The organism is Streptomyces sp. NPDC002467 (genome assembly GCF_042889825.1).
GTDB lineage: Bacteria > Actinomycetota > Actinomycetes > Streptomycetales > Streptomycetaceae > Streptomyces.
In genome coordinates, this window is the sequence record NZ_JBIARJ010000003.1 from 313,168 (window position 1) to 330,417 (window position 17,250).

General features: G+C 71.5%; 14 protein-coding genes. 7 read left to right on the forward strand and 7 right to left on the reverse strand.

Translation table 11 applies throughout. The features are described from left to right. Nucleotides 1-93: 93 nt before the first annotated feature. Together ACFYYJ_RS07910 and ACFYYJ_RS07915 are read left to right on the forward strand one after the other, a co-directional pair. The gene (locus tag ACFYYJ_RS07910; protein ID WP_385359947.1) at nucleotides 94-810 is read left to right on the forward strand and encodes a DUF6333 family protein; all 717 of its coding nucleotides are present in this window, start codon (nucleotides 94-96) and stop codon (nucleotides 808-810) included. Between the two features lie 189 nt (nucleotides 811-999). Continuing rightward, nucleotides 1,000-3,471, forward strand: a complete 2,472-nt coding sequence (locus tag ACFYYJ_RS07915) for a hypothetical protein (RefSeq protein WP_385359949.1) — start codon at nucleotides 1,000-1,002, stop codon at nucleotides 3,469-3,471. A gap of 100 nt (nucleotides 3,472-3,571) precedes the next feature. Here the strand turns inward: ACFYYJ_RS07915 and gap are convergent, their stop codons facing one another. The 3 genes from gap to ACFYYJ_RS07930 form a co-directional block, all read right to left on the reverse strand. After that, complete coding sequence (gene gap, locus ACFYYJ_RS07920) at nucleotides 3,572-4,570, reverse strand: type I glyceraldehyde-3-phosphate dehydrogenase (RefSeq protein ID WP_385124995.1); 999 nt, start codon at nucleotides 4,568-4,570, stop codon at nucleotides 3,572-3,574. 117 nt (nucleotides 4,571-4,687) lie between these two features. Continuing rightward, nucleotides 4,688-5,644 carry a GlxA family transcriptional regulator gene (locus ACFYYJ_RS07925; RefSeq protein WP_385125054.1) on the reverse strand — a complete coding sequence of 319 codons (957 nt, stop codon included), beginning with the start codon at nucleotides 5,642-5,644 and terminating at the stop codon, nucleotides 4,688-4,690. Between the two features lie 268 nt (nucleotides 5,645-5,912). Next, complete coding sequence (locus ACFYYJ_RS07930; protein WP_385362017.1) at nucleotides 5,913-6,920, reverse strand: polysaccharide deacetylase family protein; 1,008 nt, start codon at nucleotides 6,918-6,920, stop codon at nucleotides 5,913-5,915. A 276-nt stretch (nucleotides 6,921-7,196) separates the two neighbouring features. On the opposite strand from ACFYYJ_RS07930, the gene ACFYYJ_RS07935 reads away from it, so the two are divergent. The 4 genes from ACFYYJ_RS07935 to ACFYYJ_RS07950 all read left to right on the forward strand — a co-directional run bounded on the left by ACFYYJ_RS07935 (nucleotide 7,197) and on the right by ACFYYJ_RS07950 (nucleotide 11,817). Continuing rightward, complete coding sequence (locus ACFYYJ_RS07935) at nucleotides 7,197-8,753, forward strand: putative glycoside hydrolase (RefSeq protein WP_389129694.1); 1,557 nt, start codon at nucleotides 7,197-7,199, stop codon at nucleotides 8,751-8,753. A gap of 66 nt (nucleotides 8,754-8,819) precedes the next feature. Further along, nucleotides 8,820-9,725 (forward strand): arginase family protein, encoded by a 906-nt coding sequence (locus tag ACFYYJ_RS07940; protein WP_389129697.1) that lies wholly within the window; start codon nucleotides 8,820-8,822, stop codon nucleotides 9,723-9,725. Nucleotides 9,726-9,817: 92 nt separating this feature from the next. Then, nucleotides 9,818-10,447 carry a TetR/AcrR family transcriptional regulator gene (locus ACFYYJ_RS07945; RefSeq protein WP_385362023.1) on the forward strand — a complete coding sequence of 210 codons (630 nt, stop codon included), beginning with the start codon at nucleotides 9,818-9,820 and terminating at the stop codon, nucleotides 10,445-10,447. Next, nucleotides 10,444-11,817, forward strand: coding sequence for a carotenoid oxygenase family protein (locus ACFYYJ_RS07950; protein WP_389129701.1), 1,374 nt, complete (start codon nucleotides 10,444-10,446; stop codon nucleotides 11,815-11,817). The genes ACFYYJ_RS07945 and ACFYYJ_RS07950 overlap by 4 nt, the downstream gene beginning before the upstream one ends. Before the next feature lie 35 nt (nucleotides 11,818-11,852). On the opposite strand, the gene ACFYYJ_RS07955 is transcribed toward ACFYYJ_RS07950, so the two are convergent. Together ACFYYJ_RS07955 and ACFYYJ_RS07960 are read right to left on the reverse strand one after the other, a co-directional pair. After that, nucleotides 11,853-12,695: a hypothetical protein gene (locus ACFYYJ_RS07955; RefSeq protein ID WP_389129704.1), complete on the reverse strand. Its 843-nt coding sequence runs from the start codon at nucleotides 12,693-12,695 to the stop codon at nucleotides 11,853-11,855. Between the two features lie 9 nt (nucleotides 12,696-12,704). Continuing rightward, nucleotides 12,705-14,039, reverse strand: a complete 1,335-nt coding sequence (locus ACFYYJ_RS07960) for a HEAT repeat domain-containing protein (protein ID WP_389129707.1) — start codon at nucleotides 14,037-14,039, stop codon at nucleotides 12,705-12,707. Between the two features lie 198 nt (nucleotides 14,040-14,237). On the opposite strand from ACFYYJ_RS07960, the gene ACFYYJ_RS07965 reads away from it, so the two are divergent. Then, nucleotides 14,238-15,299: an NAD-dependent epimerase/dehydratase family protein gene (locus tag ACFYYJ_RS07965; protein ID WP_389129709.1), complete on the forward strand. Its 1,062-nt coding sequence runs from the start codon at nucleotides 14,238-14,240 to the stop codon at nucleotides 15,297-15,299. A gap of 56 nt (nucleotides 15,300-15,355) precedes the next feature. Here the strand turns inward: ACFYYJ_RS07965 and ACFYYJ_RS07970 are convergent, their stop codons facing one another. Both ACFYYJ_RS07970 and ACFYYJ_RS07975 read right to left on the reverse strand, forming a co-directional pair. Continuing rightward, complete coding sequence (locus ACFYYJ_RS07970; protein ID WP_389129712.1) at nucleotides 15,356-16,474, reverse strand: sensor histidine kinase; 1,119 nt, start codon at nucleotides 16,472-16,474, stop codon at nucleotides 15,356-15,358. After that, nucleotides 16,471-17,235: a response regulator transcription factor gene (locus ACFYYJ_RS07975; RefSeq protein WP_385125011.1), complete on the reverse strand. Its 765-nt coding sequence runs from the start codon at nucleotides 17,233-17,235 to the stop codon at nucleotides 16,471-16,473. The genes ACFYYJ_RS07970 and ACFYYJ_RS07975 overlap by 4 nt, the downstream gene beginning before the upstream one ends. Between the last annotated feature and the right edge of the window lie 15 nt (nucleotides 17,236-17,250).

Below are 17,250 nucleotides of genomic sequence, written 5' to 3' on the forward strand. Positions count from 1 at the left end.
GGTGGGAACGTTTTCCGCCGGCGCACGGGGCGAGTGTCCGCCGGGAGTCGGGAGGCGGCGCTTCTGTCATCGCCGGCCGTTACGGTTGCCCGTATGAGCGAGAACACCTACTGGACCTCCGCGCCGGACCGGACCGTACGCGGCTCGATGAGCCTGTGTCACCTGACCGTGTTCGAGGCGCCGTTCAACGTCGACGCCCGTGACCTGTCTCCCAACGACCCCGCGCGCGCACGCGCGTTCGTCGAGTCGTTCGAGGGCGTCGAAGCCGTCCTGGAGGATCTGGGGCCGCGCTCCGCGCAGACCCCGCTCCCATCGGCCGTGCGGTCTGATCTGGACATCGTGCACGCTGCCGCGTGGGGCGGCATGTTGAGCATCGTGACTCCCGCGTTCGCGACCGACGGCAACGACGAACCGCTCCGGTCGGCGGCGAAGGAGCTGCGGGTGCGGTTCCCGGATGCGCGGATCGTGGGACGGGTCTCGTACCACGGGGGGATGGAGCACACCGAGAACATCGTGTGGTTGCCGGACGGCGCGATGTTCCACGCATCGGGATGGCCGGAGGACGAGCCGTTCGTCCTCTCGGGCGATCCGCGTGCGGTCGTCGCGTCCCTGGACCTCAAGGGGTGGATGCTGGACAACGCCGGCGTGGACCTGGCCGCGCCCGCGAACGAGGTCTACTGGCCGGGCCTGGGGGGCTTGGCGCTCGGGCATTCGGATCCGTGGGGTTGGGAGGAGATGGAGACGACGGCGTTCCGTGTGCGGCACTCCGAAGACGTGGTCAGGGACATGGAGGGCTTGTACTTCGTCTGAGGGACCGTGCCGTGCGACGCGTGAACGGAGGCCGAGGGCAGGGGTGTCGAAGCTTCGTCGACACGCTTTAAGTCGTCTTTACTTGTGACGGGTGAGGGCTATGGTGGATGTGTGGCGCGTACATGTCACGGGGGTCCACGCGCCGCCCACATCCCCTCAAGGCCCCACCGGAGAGGGAAAGACGAGCTCTTGAACGAAAACGAACACATCCGAATACCGTCCAAGTTACGCTTCGCGGCCAGGTTCACGGCCGCTGTCGGCCTGACGGCCGCGATCGTCATATCCGGGCTCCAAGCCGTCGAGGCCGCGCCACCGAAGCTGCCGCCGGTCTCGGCGAAGATGAAGGCGGGATCGGGGAAGCGCTGCGACACCCGCAACGGCCTGCCGACCGCCCCCACCACACCGCCGGACTCCGGGTTCCCCGACAACCCGACCGGCAATCTGCACAAGGACACCGCCCTCCCCAAGAACTTCGAATTCGACCTTCCGGGACAGGCGTACGACGGCCTCCAGACGCCGACGGCCGCTCAGAAGACCGAGGCCCTGTCGAAGGTCCCCGGCGACCTGGACAAGAACGTCGATGCATGGAAGAAAATCGCCAACGCGTCGGGCAAGCCCGCGGACCGGGCGATGGAGATCTACGCCCGGTACTTCGCGAACAAGGAGAACCTGGGGTTCAAGCACTGGTTCGACAAGCGGTACATCCGCAACCAGGTCAACAACCACAAGGGCTCTGGCTTCGAACGGCAGTTGGTCAAGGACTACAAGCTGATCGGCCCTGACTGGCTGTGCGAGGTCACCGTCGAGCTGTTCGACAAGAACGGTGACAAGGTGGGCGAGCGCCGGTACGACGCCTACAACCAGAAGAGCAAGGAGTTCAACGAGTTCAAGTCGAACTCCAAGCTGACTGCGAAGCAGCTCGCGAACGACCGGGTCGTCGCCAAGTCGCTGCCCGACCACAAGTTCCGCTTCACCGGCGCGAAGCCCTTCACCAAGGGCCAGGTCAAGCTCATCGACGACCTGGAGCGCGACGTCCGTGACATGCGGAACGGGAAGACCGGACAGGTGCGCGGCAACCAGCGCATGTACAACCCGGTGCCCAAGACCACCCCGATCAAGGGGTATTCGGACCACCAGCGGTGGTTCGCGCCCGCCTGCCAGACCGGCACGACGCAGCTCGCGGCGGCCGGCGCCAACACGTGCGGCACCCGCGGCCCCGCCAACGACCGGGCCCTGTCCTCCGGGAAGACCCTCGAAGAGGCGAAGCGCTTCCAGCGGGACGCCAACCGCCTCGACCCGAGGGGCACCCTCCCCAGGGGCGGCCCGGGCGGCATCGACTTCACCACCATGGAACTCCGGTACGTGGGCGGCCTCGAAAAGGGCAAGGGCATGACCTACTCCATGCGCGCCGACCAGATGCCCGACCCGGACAACAACCCCGGCTTCGGCGGTGAGGCCCGGATGCAGCTCTCCTCCGACGCCCTGTTCACCTGGCTCGCCCTGACCCCCGAAAAGTTCTGGGTCAACCTGAACCCGGACCAGCCGAACAAGGTCATGGACGCCAAGTTCGGCAAGACGGACGCCGGCCGCGTCCTCCTCGACGCCGACCTGGTCATGAAGCACGACTTCTCCGAGGCCCTGAACCCCGCCAAGCATCCCGGGGGCAAGCTGTACTGGGACACCGCGCCGCGCCGCAACGGCATCCCCTGCTTCCCCGGCACCCGCTTCTGGATCGAGCCCGACGAGGCCAAGGTCCGCGAGCAGGACGGCGGGATCTACATCCTCGAATCGCCGATGGACGTCTCCGCCGAGTGGCTGGACGTCGACTACACCGTCCCCGGCTCCACCGAATGCACCGACCTCTCGGACGCCGAGAAGAAGGCCATCGAACGGTCGGTCAACGCCAACATCGTCCCGGTCATCCAGGAACGGGTGAACAAGGACCCCAAGTACGCCGAGCTGCGCGCCGTTTACAACGCCCGCGTCGCCGCCGAGTACATCCGTCAGCAGGACGCCAAGTCCCCGACGGACTTCCACGAGATCATCGACTCCAACGACGTCTCGGCCTGGCCGATCCGCGCTCCGCACGAGGACTGGACCCGCGAAAAGGTCTGGGACGCGTACATGCAGTCCATCAAGGATGGCATCGAGTGGTTCGAGCTCGAATACGGCGGCAAGCTGTACAAGCAGGGCGTCGGCGGCGTCGACTTCTCCAGGCAGCCCAAGCAGAACATCCCCAAGGCCCAGTTCGACACCGAGAACCGGGACCTGGACAAGACGACCGTCAACTCCGTCACGTCGGATGACGCCTCCTACCGGGACCTCGACACCCTGTACCTCGGCGCGGGCCCGGCCGTGGCCGGCAGCGACGAGGACCCGGGCGGCGAAGACCCCGGCGACGACCCCACCCCGACTCCGTCACCGACCCCGTCGGGCACCGGCAAGCCGAGCAACCCGCCGACGACCCCGGCCCCGAGCCCGACCCCCGGTCACCCCGGCGGTGACAACACGCGGCCCACACCCGGGGCCCCGGGCGGCGACCTAGCCGACACCGGCTCCCACACACCGGTGGGTCTCATCGCCGGTGTCGCCGCTGCCCTCGCGGCGGCCGGCGTCACCCTGACGTGGTGGATGCGGCGCCGCCGCACCGCGCGGGAGTAGCCCCACCGGGCCATCGCGTCGCACAGCACCAGGCCCCACCCGTCCATACGCGGCGGGTGGGGCCTTTCGGTGCTCGGGCAGGCCTCGGGAGGGAGGACCGTCAGCCGGCTGCGAGGAGCGTGAGCGTGTCGATCACACGGTTCGAGAAGCCCCACTCGTTGTCGTACCAGGCGACCACCTTGACGTGACGGCCTTCGACGCGGGTCAGCTCCGAGTCGAAGATCGACGAGGCGGGGTTGCCCGTGATGTCGGAGGAGACGAGAGGGTCTTCGGAGTACTCCAGCACCCCCGCCAGCGGTCCCTCGGCCGCCGCACGGTAGGCCTCCAGGACCTCCTCGCGCGTCACGTCGCGCGCGACGGTGGTGTTGAGCTCGACGATCGAGCCCACCGGCACCGGCACGCGGATCGAGTCGCCCGACAGCTTGCCCGAGAGGTTCGGCAGCACGAGGCCGATCGCCTTGGCGGCGCCCGTCGAGGTCGGCACGATGTTGACGGCCGCGGCGCGGGCGCGCCGGGCGTCGCGGTGCGGGCCGTCCTGCAGGTTCTGCTCCTGCGTGTAGGCGTGCACCGTGGTCATGAAACCGTGCTCGATGCCGGCGAGGTCGTCGAGTACGGAGGCCAGCGGGGCCAGCGCGTTGGTCGTGCACGAGGCGTTCGAGACGATCGTGTGCACGGCCGGGTCGTAGGCGTCGGTGTTGACCCCGTACGCGAGCGTGACGTCGGCGCCGTCGGACGGTGCGCTGACGAGCACCTTGCGCGCGCCCGCCTTGATGTGGCCGCGGGCGGCCTCGGCCGAGGTGAACCGGCCGGTCGCCTCCAGCACGATGTCGACGCCGAGCTCGGCCCACGGCAGCTGCTCGGGCTCGCGTTCGGCCAGCACCGTGATGCGGCGGCCGTCGACGACCAGGGTGTTCCCATCGACGGTCACCGGGCGTCCGAGCCGACCCGAGGTGGTGTCGTACGCGAGCAGTCGCGCGAGGGTGGCGGGCTCGGTGAGGTCGTTGACGGCGACGACTTCGAGGTCGCTGTCGCGTTCGAGCAGCGCGCGCAGCACGTTGCGTCCGATGCGGCCGAATCCGTTGATGGCGATGCGAGTCATGAGCGATGTCCCTTTCGTTCGCCATCAGGTTCGCTCGCGTCGCCCGCCCGCGACAGCGGCGAGATCGCCATGGTTCGCAAGGATCCCGCCACAGGGGGCGTCGACGGTCGTTTTCGCCTATTCACCCCGGGTGAAGGTGCGCCGGTAGTCGGTGGGGGTGGTCCCGAGGATGCGGTGGAAGTGCAGCCGCAGGTTCGACCCGGTCCCGAGCCCGACATCGGCGGCGATCTGCTCGACGCTCCGCTCCGAACGCTCCAGCAGCTCCCGGGCCACGTCGATCCGGGCCCGCATGACCCACTGCATCGGCGTGTACCCGGTGTCCTCGGCGAAGCGCCGCGAGAACGTACGGGGCGATACCCCCGCGTGCACGGCGAGCGCTTCGAGGGTGAGGGGCTCGCCGAGCCGGTGCAGGGCCCAGTCGCGGGTGGCGGCGAACCGTTCGCCGAGGGGTTCGGGCACGCTGCGGGGCACGTACTGGGCTTGGCCGCCGCTGCGGTACGGGGCCGCGACCAGCCGCCGGGCCGCGTGGTTCGAGGAGGCCACGCCGAGGTCGCGCCGCAGGATGTGCAGGCACAGGTCGATGCCGGAGGCGGCGCCGGCCGACGTCAGTACGCTGCCCTCGTCGACGAACAGGACGTTCTCGTCGAGCCGGACGAGCGGATACCGGGCGGTGAACGCCCGGGCGTAATGCCAGTGGGTCGTGGCGCGCTTGCCGTCGAGCAGGCCGGTGGCGGCGAGCGCGAACGCGCCGGTCGAGATGGCGGCGAGCCGCGCGCCCCGTTCGTGGGCGGCGACCAGCGCGTCGAGCACGGCCTGCGGCGGGTCGTCGCGGTCGGGGGCACGATAGCCGGGGACGAAGACGATGTCGGCCCACGCCAGCGCCTCCAGCCCGTGGGTCACGTGGTACGACAGCCCGTCGCCCCCGGTCACGAGCCCGGGCGAGGCCCCGCAGACCCGCACCTCGTACGGCATGCTGGCACGGGTCGTGAACACCTGAGCGGGGATCCCGACATCGAGGGGCTTGGCGCCCTCGAGGACGAGAACGGCGACACGGCGAAGAGGGGGAGGCGGCACGGGCACGAGCGTACGCGGCGGGGCCGTGGAGACGGCACGGGCGGCGAGGGCCTCGGACTCGTCCGGGCGATCTCCTGAAGTGGCACGCCCTGTACCCCGGAGCCAGACTCTCGTCCGGTGCCGTGCATCGGCGCCTTGGCGGGGCGCCCTTGTACTGGACGTACTCGGGTGTCCCGCCAAGGAGGCGAGGTGCGGTGCCGGGCGGCGGGGGGCACCTCCCAGCCCCCTGGGGCTGGAGGAGGGCCAGGCAAGATCCGTAAGAGACGGCCTAGTACGGCCGGGCCCGGGGTGTGAAGGCCGGGGCCAGGTTGTTCTGGGAGGCGCGGGGGAAGGCGACGGTGTTCGGGTCCCCGTCGGAGACGTACCGGTTCGGGCCGGAGGCGAGCTTGTCGAGCCAGCGCGAGGAACCGAACTCGGCGTCCGCGTCCTTCGGCCCCGCCGAACGGATCCGCGGGATCGCGCCGGGGGTGAAGGACTTGGCGTACGGGGAGACCGAGGGGTTCGCCCCCACGAGGTACACCCCGTCGTAGCGGTAGCCCGTTCCCCGTGCGGCGACCCCGTCGGACTGGGGCATGGCGCCGAAGGGCAGGGCGAGAGAGGTGACGCGGGTGCCGGGCGCGGCCGTCTCGATCGCGCGCTGTCCGGCGGTGATGGCCTGCGCGGCGCCGGCCTCGTCGAGGGTGCGCAGGTTCTGGTGGCGGTCGGTGTGGTTCCCCACCTCGTATCCGTGGGTCTTAAGCCAGGTCAGGGCCTTGGCGGAACCGGTGGCCGAGAAGCCGTCCGCGTTGACGAAGAAGGTCGCGACCGGCTTGAACGCGGGGTATTTCTTCGCCGTCTCCGTCAGGATGGCGACCGCCGTGTCCGCGGCCGGGGCGCCGTCCGGGCCGAGGCGCAGCTGGCTGTTGGTCGAGTCGTCGAACGTGAGGACCACCGGGTGGGTTCCGGCGGGGATGTCGATGCGGCCCGTCTGGAAGGCCTGGGCGGTGACCGGGACGTAGTTCTCCCGGGCCAGGCGCTCCAGTTCGGCCCGGAAGTCGGCCGGGCTCCGGTCGTAGACGCCGGCCGGTTTCGCCGTGATCTGGTGGTACATCAGAACGGGCACGTCGCCGAGCTCGTTGGCGCCCACTTCCGCCGCTGATTTCACGACGCCATGGGCGGCCGCGGCGGACGGAGCCATCTGGCGGGCCCCGGCGGTCGGTGAGGACCCGGGGGAGCAGCCCGCGGCGAGCAGGGCGGCGCCGGCCAGGGCGCAGAGCGGAATGAACGGATGGCGCATGCGGGACCCCTCCCGAGGTGGACCGGACGAGCCATACCTACCGGCGACGAGGGCGCCCCTATCGCACGGTCCCCTGAACGGCGCAGCCGCCACGCCGGAGCGGTACCCGGCCGTTCGCGTGAAATCCGCTCGGAACGGAGGATCCGTGCGGCCGTACGGCAATCAATGGAGGCACCATCCGGTAACTGCGCGAAGGACGTCATGATGGCCACGAGGCACATATCCCGCTTCTCCTCTTCCTACGGTCGTCGCCGGTCGGCCCGTCGGCGCGCCCTCATGGCGACGACCGGAGTGCTCGCGTTGGCCGCGGCGGGCGGCGGGACCTGGATGTTCCTCGCGTCGGGTCCGGGCGTGGAAGGTCTCGCCGACGGAGCCGTCCTCGACGCCCGCAAGGCCGCGCAGGTCAGCGCGTACCTCGACGCCGAGACGGCCGCCCGACGGGGCAAGGTGAACGTCGCCCTGGACGGTGCCAAGGTCCCCGTCACCGCGGAACAGGACGCCCGCCTGAGACTGGGCCTGCCACCCCTGACCGAGGGACGGCACACCCTGGTGGTGGCGGGCGACGCGAGCCTCCCCTTCGCCTCGTACCGCAAGGTCGTCGGCTTCACCGTGGACTCCACACCGCCCGACCTGAAGGTCGCCGACCCCGCGGTCACGAACGCCGCCGGTCCCGTGACCATCACCGGCACCGCGTCCCCCGACTCCCGCGTGACCATCGACGGGAAGAAGGTTTCCGTCGACAGGTCCGGGGCCTTCAAGACCACGGTGCCCAAGGGCACCCGCGTGGTCACCGTCACCGCGGTCGACCGGGCGGGGAACACCACCACCAAGGCCGTGTCCGCCCGGGGCCGCCGCCCCATGATCCGCGCCGCGCACATCACCGCCATCGGCTGGGGCGACGACACCCTGCGGGGCAACGTCCTGTCCCTGGTGCGCAGCGGCAAGCTCAACGCCGTAGAACTCGACGTCAAGGACGAGGACGGCGAGGTCGGACACGCCTCCCAGGTGCCGCTGGCCCGGCGGATCGGCGCGGCCAAGGGCTACTACGACGCCCGCAAGGCGATCGCCGAACTCCACGCGGCCGGCGCCCAGGTCATCGGCCGCATCGTCGCCTTCCGCGACCCCAAGCTCGCCGCGGCCGCCTGGAAGGACGGGAAGCGCGACCAGCTCGTGCTGACCCCCGAGGGGCAGCCCTACGACGGCGGTCACTACGGAGCCCTGTCCTTCACCAACTTCGCCGACCCGACGGTGCGCAAGTACAACCAGGACCTCGCGGTCGAGGCGGCCCGGCTGGGCTTCGACGACGTCCTCTACGACTACGTGCGCCGGCCCGACGGGCCCCTGGGACACATGCGCTTCCCGGGCATCGGGTCCGCCACACCGGAACAGTCCATCACCTCCTTCGTCGCCGACACGCGGACAGCCCTTCGTCCGCACGCGACGTACCTCGGTGTCTCCGTGTTCGGCATCGCCGCGACCCGGCCCACCGAGATCGCCCAGGACATCGGGGCGCTGGCGAAGGTCACCGACTACATCGCGCCCATGGTCTACCCGTCCCACTGGGGACCGGGCGAATACGGCGTCGCGCAGCCCGACACCGCGCCGTACGCGATCGTGCAGCGCTCGCTCGCCGATTTCGCACGGCAGGTGAAGGGGACCCAGGCAGAGGTCGTGCCGTGGCTGCAGGACTTCTCGATGGGCAGCACCTACGGGCCGACGGAAGTGGCCGCTCAGATCAAGGCCGCGGCGGCGAACAAGATGAACTCCTTCATCCTGTGGAACGCCGGCGCCCGCTACCAGGGTGCGGCGCTCCAGCAGATCTCCGCGCACTGACACGGCCCATCGCAGCCGGGCCCGGTCCGTTGTGTTCGCGCAACGGACCGGGTGAGGATGGGCCGCATGCGGAACTCCGTGATCATCGACGCCCCGTCCAACCTCGGCCTGCGCCCGCCCGCCCCCGGCACCGTGCCCGGCTGCTACAAACTGGCCGGAGCACTGCGCGAGAACGGCATCCTGAGACGGCTCGGGGCGCGCGAAGGCGGGGTGGTCGTGCCCCCCAGGTACGACCGCGGTGACTGGCAGGAGGGCGACGGAGTCTTCAACGCGGCCGCGCTCGCCACGTACACCGTGCGGCTCGCCGACCGGATCGAACACCACGTGTCGGCAGGGGAGTTCGCCGTGGTCCTGGGCGGAGACTGCTCCATCCAACTGGGCGCCGCGCTCGCCCTGCGCCGTCTCGGCCGCTACGGCCTCGCCTCGGTCGACGCTTCCCCGGACTTCCGCAACCTGGAGAACTCGGATCGGATCGGTGCGGCAGGCGGCGAGGAGCTGGCCCTGGCGACCGGTCGTGGCCAGAGCGACCTGACCGACCTGGAGGGTCTGCGCCCCTACCTCCGGGACGAAGACGTGCGCGCTCTCGGCACCCGGGACGTGTACGCGGACGACCCCGAGATCGCGCAGCTGAGGCAGCTGAAGATCCCCGTCGTGACCGTCTCCGAACTGCGCGCATGGGGTCCGCGCGAGCTCGGCTCCGCGACCGCCGTCAGCCTGGAGAACCAGGCCCTGGACGGATTCTGGGTACACCTGGACGCCGACGTGCTCGACCCCACCGTGATGCCGGCCGTCGACAGCCCCGACCCGGACGGACTGCTGCCCGACGAGCTCACCGCACTGCTCCGGCCTCTCGTCCGGTCGCCGCGTTGCGTCGGTCTCAACGTCACCATCTACGACCCGGACCTCGACCGCGACGGCACGGCCGGCGCCCTGCTCACCGACCTCGTCGTGACGGCGCTCGCCGACGGCTGAGGTCCGGTGACGGACCGATGTCGCCCGTCCGTACGCGGGCGGGTCGTCAGACCAGTCGGGTAACACCGTTACCCATGGGATACGGTGTTACCGTGAACACGCCCTACCAGGACGCCCAACGCGCCGGACAAGCCGCCGTGCGCACCACGATCCTCGACCACGCCATCGACCTGCTGGTCACGGAGGGGCCCGCCGCGTTGACGATGCGGCGGATCGCCTCCGGCATCGGCGCCTCGACCAAGGTCCTGTACACCATGTTCGGCGGCAAGGAAGGACTGGTCGACGCCCTCTACCGGGAGGGATTCGCCCGACTGCGGCGGGCGCAGCAGCGCGTCCCGCGGGCAGAAGACCCGTTGACCCGACTCGACGACCTCGCGACCGCCTACCGCGCACACGCGCTGGCCGAACCGGCCTACTACCGGGTGATGTTCGAGCAGGCGGTGCCCGGCTACCGACCGAGCGTCGAGGCCCTGGGCGTGGCCGAGAGCGCTTTCGACGCCTCCGTGGCAGCCGTTCAGGCATGCATCGACTCCGGAGCGTTCGGGCCGGGAGACGCGCACGAGATCTCCAAGCTCCTCTGGGCGGCGGCTCACGGGGCGGTGAGCCTGGAGATCGCCGGCCACTTCCCGCCGGAGACCGCGGCCCACCGCTTCCACACATTGACGGCGGCGGTGGGAAAGGCGTTCCTCGCCGACGAACAGCGACAAGGACGGACCTCATGACGATCAACCGCTATCTGTCGGGGAGTTTCGCGCCGGTCACCGAGGAGGTCACCGCATTAGACCTGCCGGTCACCGGCCGGATCCCCGCCCACCTCAACGGGCGCTATCTGCGAAACGGTCCCAATCCGCTCGGCATCGAGGACCCCGCCGCGCACATCTGGACGCTCGGCGCCGGCATGGTGCACGGCGTCCGCATCCGCGACGGCCGTGCCGAGTGGTACCGCAACCGCTGGGTGCGCTCGTCCGCCGTCGCCGACCGGCTGGGGGAACCGCGGCGCGGGACTCCCGTCGACGAGCGCCTGGACATGGCCCCGAACGTGCAGGTCGCGGGCCTCGCCGGGCGCACGTTCGCCCTGCTGGAGGGCGGGATACGCCCGTACGAACTCGGCTACGAACTCGACACGGTCGGCCCCTGCGATCTCGGAGCGACTCCCGAGGGCTACAGCGCCAACGCCCACTCCGTCTTCGACCCGCACACGCGGGAGCTGCACTCGCTCGCCTTCCTGTACGGCTCGCAGCACGTCCAGCACATCGTGATGGACGAATCCGGCACGGTGGTGCGGACCACACTGATCCATACGCCCGGCAACCCCTACATGCACGACTTCGCGCTGACCGAGCACCATGTGATCCTCTACGACGCCCCGGTGGTCTTCAGCGCCGCCCAACTGCCGACCGGAGTCCCCTTCGTCTGGGACGGATCCCACCGGGCACGGGTGGGTGTCATGCCACGCACGGGCGGCGAGGTGCGCTGGTTCGAGGTCGCCCCCGGCCTGGTCGGTCACACGCTCAACGCCTACGAGGACGGCACGGACGTGGTCGTCGACATCGTCCGGCACCCCGAGGGCTTCGACATCAGGGACTTCGGCGCAAGCCGTCCCACTCTGGACCGCTGGCGGGTCGACCTGGTCGCGGGCAAGGTCCGCGAAGACCGGCTGGACGACCGCGTCCAGGAGTTCCCCCGCGTCGACTCCCGTCGCGTCGCGCGCCCTCACCGGTACGGGTACTCGACCGCGACCGAGCTCTACGCACCGCCCACCGGCCCCGGGGACCCGCGGCCGAACGCGGGGTTCAGCAGCGCACTGCTCAAGCACGACCTGGTGCGCGGTACGACCGAGGCACACGAATTCGGCCGGTTCGGGGCCGCGGGCGAGGGCGTGTTCGTCCCCACGGAGTCGCCCGTGGCCGAGGACGACGGCTACGTGATGGCGTACGTCCACGACGCCGAGCGCGGCGCGGCGGATCTGGTGATCCTGTCGGCCCAGGACTTCACGGGCGAGCCGCTCGCCCGCATCCACCTCCCCGTGCGCGTCCCTCTCGGCCTCCACGGCAACTGGCTCCCTGGCGACCCGCGGAGCAACCACCCCTGAGCGGCGCGCCGCCCGGGCTCACCCAGTGCTGCCCGTCAGTAGGCGCCGAAGGACCAGAAGACCCCGACCTCGTCGCCGGACACGGCGATGAGGCCGAGTTCTTCGAAGAGGTCCAGGCCGTTGACGTACTCGTTGGTGATGAATCCGTGGACCCGGGTGCCCTTGAGGCCGGCCCCGACGAAGTCCCGGGCGGGGCCCGAGGCCGCGTCCCGGGCGTTGGTCCAGAACCGGGCGTCCGGGCCGTAGCGGTCCAGCAGGAACCGCGCGTCGGCCAGCAGTGCGTCGCGGTCCGGCCGGTCCCGCACGGGCCGGTTGTCGCCCCATTCCTCGGCCATGACGGCGAGCGCGGTGACGGCTCCGGCCGGCTCCAGCTCGTGCAGGCGGTCGAGGAATTCGGCGGCGGGTGGCGGTTCGAAGGGGTACGTCGGGACGGCGGAGCGGGCATCGTTGTCGTGGTCGCCGTCGATCCGCAGCCAGCCGCGCGGGTCCGGGACCTCCCGGTGCATCAGGGCGAGCACGTCTTCGGCCCAGTCCTCGTGCCGGCGCGGACCCGTGGCCAGGAACACGTACGGGTCCTCCAGCAGGCGCAGGGCCGCCGCGTTCCAGGTGCTGCGCCGCCGCCGCAGCTCCATGATCGTGCTGCCGACGCTCCGGGCGAACACGTCGGCCGGCGAGCGGGGTGTGCCGGCAAGCTCCCGGTACCCCCACCGCAGGAGCTCCGCGGCCGCACCGTTCGCGGCGGTGCCGTCCGGCTCACGGGGCGTCTCGGGGACGACGGGCCGGTTTCCCCGCTGGAGTTCGCGGGCTGCCCGCCACAGGTCTTCCAGGTGGGCTTCAAGAAGGTCGAGGGCCATGCGGTCGTCGTCTGCGGTGCTCATGGGCCGACCCTAGCCCGCGGACTCGCCGCTCCTTTGCGCATGCCTGATGGGGGTGATGGACAGCATCGCGTGGCGGGTGCGGAGCGCTGCGGACAGGAGACGCTCGTCGAGTTCCATTTCGCCGTCGGCTGTGGAGTCGTTGACGGGGATGCGGGTACGCCGGTCGATCAACGCCGTCACGGCCGGCAGCACGGGCAGCGCGACTCGTCCCATGCGCGCGAGTCCCGCCAGGTAGAACTCACCGACCACGTAGTCCGCCAGGTGCGGTGTCATCAGGGAGAGCAGCCGCGGCAACACGGCGGGCCCCGCGTGCCGCAGCCACAGCGGGGCGCATTCCGCCTGCATGCGGTTGCGGTGACGGAAGGTGAGGTTGTACAGCTGGGCGGCCTGCCGGAAGGTCAGCGGGCCGGCGTCGAGCAGGGCGCCGAAGATCGCTGTGGCGTGCCTCAGGCGGGTGACGCCCACCGGCTTGGTGGCGAGGAGAGCGGCGGCGGACGGGCCGTCGTACGTCGGTTGATCCCCGAACGGGGACCGGCGCGGCTTCGGTGGCGGGAACGGCATCGGTGCGACGACGGCCCCGTGGACCTGGCGTGCCGCCTCGGAGATCAAGGCCGTCCTGAGGGCGTCCTCCAGCTCCGGGGTGTTCTCCTGGTCGCGGTACCGGATGAGCAGTGGCAGCAGTGCGACCGGGGCCGCCCGCAAGGTGTGGCACGCTTCGCGGGCGAGCCCGGCCCCGATGTTCCGGGTGGTGGGGTCGGCGAGCAGCCGGGCCACGAGGGCATGGGCGTACTGATCGCGGCTGAGGCCGCACAGCACGAGGCCCCAGAGCCGCCCGACGTCCGCCAGGTGGAGTGCGGCCTCGCGGGCATCGGTGTGGAGGGCCGTGTCCAGGGCGGGCCACTGTCCGGGCGGAGCCGCCCGCAGGGTCTCCAGATGGGCGAGGAAGCGGACTGCCGCGTGGCGGTCGTTCCCGAGTCGGGCGGCGGCGGGGCCGAGTGACCTGGCCAGGACGGTTCGCACCACCGGGTCCGTGCTGTCACCCAGGGCGGCTTGGATCAGCTCCGGCTGCCTGCTACGCCCGACCAGGTACGCAGCCCTGCGTCGTACCTCGTCGTCGGGGTCGCGGAGCCCGGTCAGCGCGGCCTCGACGGCCTCGGGCCAGGCCCGTTCGCCGTTCAGGCTCACGAGGAGGTCCATCGCCTCGCGCCGTACGAACGGCTCTCCGGCTTCGCGGGCAAGCCGGAGCAGCCGGAGAGCGAGGGGCCCGGTGCGGTCGGCGCGTACCTCATCGAAGAGCGCGATACGGGAAGGGTGGGCTGGTGTCGTGGCGGTCCCGTCCGCCACGGAACCGTCCAGCCACTTCACAGGCCGGGGCGAATGCCGCCCTTCCGCATTGAAGATTCGATCACGCTGCCGATCCTGTCACACGGGCGCCCGTCCGGGGCGGAGTTCATGGCCGGGGCCCGGAAGACGGGTGACGGAAGTCTTACGGACCGGTGCGGGACCCGTCGACGAGGGGCGGGGTTCCGTAGCGTGCCGGGCATGCGAGTACTCGTAACAGGAGGAGCCGGGTTCATCGGCTCGCACGTGGTGGCCGTACTGGCCGCCGAAGGACACACGCCGGTGGTGCTCGACGCGCTGCTGCCGGCCGCTCATCCGCAGGCCCCCGAGCCGCCGGACGCCGAGTTCGTCCGGGGCGACGTACGGGACGCGGAGACGGTCGGGCGGGTGCTGCGCGGCGTGGACGCCGTGTGTCACCAGGCCGCGATGGTGGGCCTGGGCAAGGACTTCGCGGACGCGCCGGAGTACGTCGCCTGCAACGACCTGGGGACGGCGGTGCTGCTGGCCGGCATGGCGGAGGCCGGAGTGCGGCGGTTCGTACAGGCGGGGTCGATGGTCGTGTACGGCGAGGGGCGGTACGGGTGCCACGAGCACGGGGTGGTGCGACCCGGACCGCGGGCGGTCGCGGACCTGGAGGAGGGCCGGTTCGAGCCGCGCTGCCCGCGCTGCGGGGCCGCACTGGTCCCCGGGCTGGTGGACGAGGACGCGCCGGTGGATCCGCGGAACGTCTACGCGACGACGAAGCTGGCGCAGGAGCACCTGGCCGCCGCCTGGGCCCGGTCCGTCGGCGGTACGGCCGTTTCGCTGCGCTACCACAACGTGTACGGGCCGGGCATGCCGCGGGACACCCCGTACGCGGGTGTCGCCTCCTTCTTCCGGTCCTCGCTGGCCCGGGGTGAGGCCCCGCGGGTGTTCGAGGACGGTGCGCAACGCCGCGACTTCGTCCACGTACGGGACGTGGCCCGGGCGAACGCGGTGGTCCTGGCCGGTGCCGGGAACCTGCCGGCCGGCGGCCACACGTCGTACAACGTGGGCAGCGGCGATCCGCACACCGTGGGGGAGATGGCAGGCGCGCTCGCAGCGGAGCACGGTGGGCCGGCTCCGGTGGTGACGGGGGAGTTCCGACTCGGCGACGTCCGGCACATCACCGCGGACTCGTCCCGGCTCCGGCGCGCGCTGGGCTGGCGCCCGGAGGTGGGATTCGCTGAGGGCATGGCCGAGTTCGCCCGCGCCGGGCAGCGGGCCTCGGCCCGCGTCGGCTAGGGCCCGCCTGGCCGGCCCCGGCATGCACGGCGCCGTGGGAGCCGTGGGCACGTGGGTCAGGGGTTCGCCCCGGCGAGGGGGAGGGTTACCTCGAAGCGGCAGCCGCCGGGGACGTTGGCGACCCGGGCCCGCCCGGCGTGGGCCTCGACGATGCCGCGGACGATCGCCAGCCCGAGGCCGGCCCCGGCGGGGGGTGTGCGGGCGGGGTTGCCGCGCCAACCGGTGTCGAAGACCTTGGGCAGGTCTTCCTCGGGGATGCCGCCGCAGCCGTCGGTGACGGACAGTACGGCGGTGTCCTGGTGCCGGTCGACGCGTACGGCGACAGTGCCGTCGGCCGGGGTGTGGCGGATGGCGTTGACGAGGAGGTTGGCCAGGACCCGGGTCATCTCCTTGCCGTCCACCTCGACCGGGACGTGGGCGATGTCGTCGCCGCGCAGCCGTACGCCGCGCTCCCGGGCGAGGGGGTCGGCGCCGAGGAGGGCGTCGGCCGCCAGGTCCTGGAGGGAGACGCGGCTGGGGGTCAGTTCGAGCGCCCCGGCGTGGATGCGGGACAGTTCGAAGAGGTCGCCGACCATGGTGTCGAGGCGCTCGACCTCGGTGCGGATCTGCCGGTGGTAGCGGGACGGGTCGGCGGCCACCCCGTCCTCCAGGGCCTCGGCCATGGCCCGCAGTCCGGCGAGCGGGGTGCGCAGGTCGTGGGAGATCCAGGCGACGAGTTCGCGGCGCGAGGACTCCAGGGCGCGCTCCCGTTCCCGGGAAGCGGCCAACTTGGCGCTGGTGGCGGCCAGTTCGCGGGTGACGGCCGCCAGTTCCGCGGTGGCCGGGGCCGGGGGCGCGGCGAAGCTGCCGTCCTCGCCGAAGTCGCGGGCCGCGCGGGCGAGGTCGCGGCCGCGCGCCACGACCCAGCGTCCGAGGAGCACCGCGGTGACCAGGGAGACGACGGCGGCCATGGCGACCACGAGGGTGACCACGCTCAGGTCGTGCGGGGAGAGGAACATGGCCCAGGCGACGGCGAGGGTGCCGGAGAGCATGGCCGTGACGGTGACCGCGGCGACCACGGTCAGGGAGACGGCGACCGACCGGTGCCGCAGCAGGCGCAGCGCCACCGCGCCGAGCAGTCCGGCGCAGGCCGCGCCGCCGAAGGCGAACGCCGTGATCAGCAGGATGTCCTTCACCGGGCGCCTTCCTCTCCGTCTCCGCCCGCCTCGAAGCGGTATCCCACGCCCCAGACGGTCCGGATGAGCCGGGGGGCGGCCGGGTCGTCCTCGATCTTGGCGCGCAGGCGGCGTACGTGGACGGTGACGGTCGACAGGTCGCCGAAGTCCCAGCCCCACACGTCCCGCATCAGCTCCTGACGTCCGTGGGCCTGGCCGGGGCGGGTCAGGAAGTGTGCGAGGAGGTCGAACTCCCTCAGGGTGAGCGTGAGTTCCCGCCCGTTCTTGACGGCCCGGCGGGTCTGCGGATCGAGCCGGATGCCGGCGCCGGTCAGCAGCCCCCGTCCAGGGGGCTGCTGCGCCGCGGCGCGGCTGCGGCGCAGGACGGACTCGACGCGCAGGACCAGCTCGCGGGGACTGAAGGGTTTGGTGACGTAGTCGTCCGCGCCGAGTTCCAGGCCGGCGATCCGGTCGTCCTCGTCGCCGCGCGCCGTCAGCATGATCACCGGAACGGGTCGGTCGGCGCGCAGCCGACGGCACACCTCCAGCCCGTCGATGCCGGGCAGCATGAGGTCGAGGACGACCAGGTCCGGGTCGTGCCGCGCGGCGGATTCGAGGGCGGCGGGCCCGTCCGCGGCGTGGTGGACGGTGTGGCCGGCCCGGCTCAGGTAGCCGGTGACGACCTCTGCGACGGTGGGGTCGTCGTCGACGACGAGGACCCGGGCGGGCGGGGCCGCCGGGGCCGGCGGGACGGGCGGGGGCGTGTTCGTGGCCGTGCTCATGACGCCAAGCCTCGC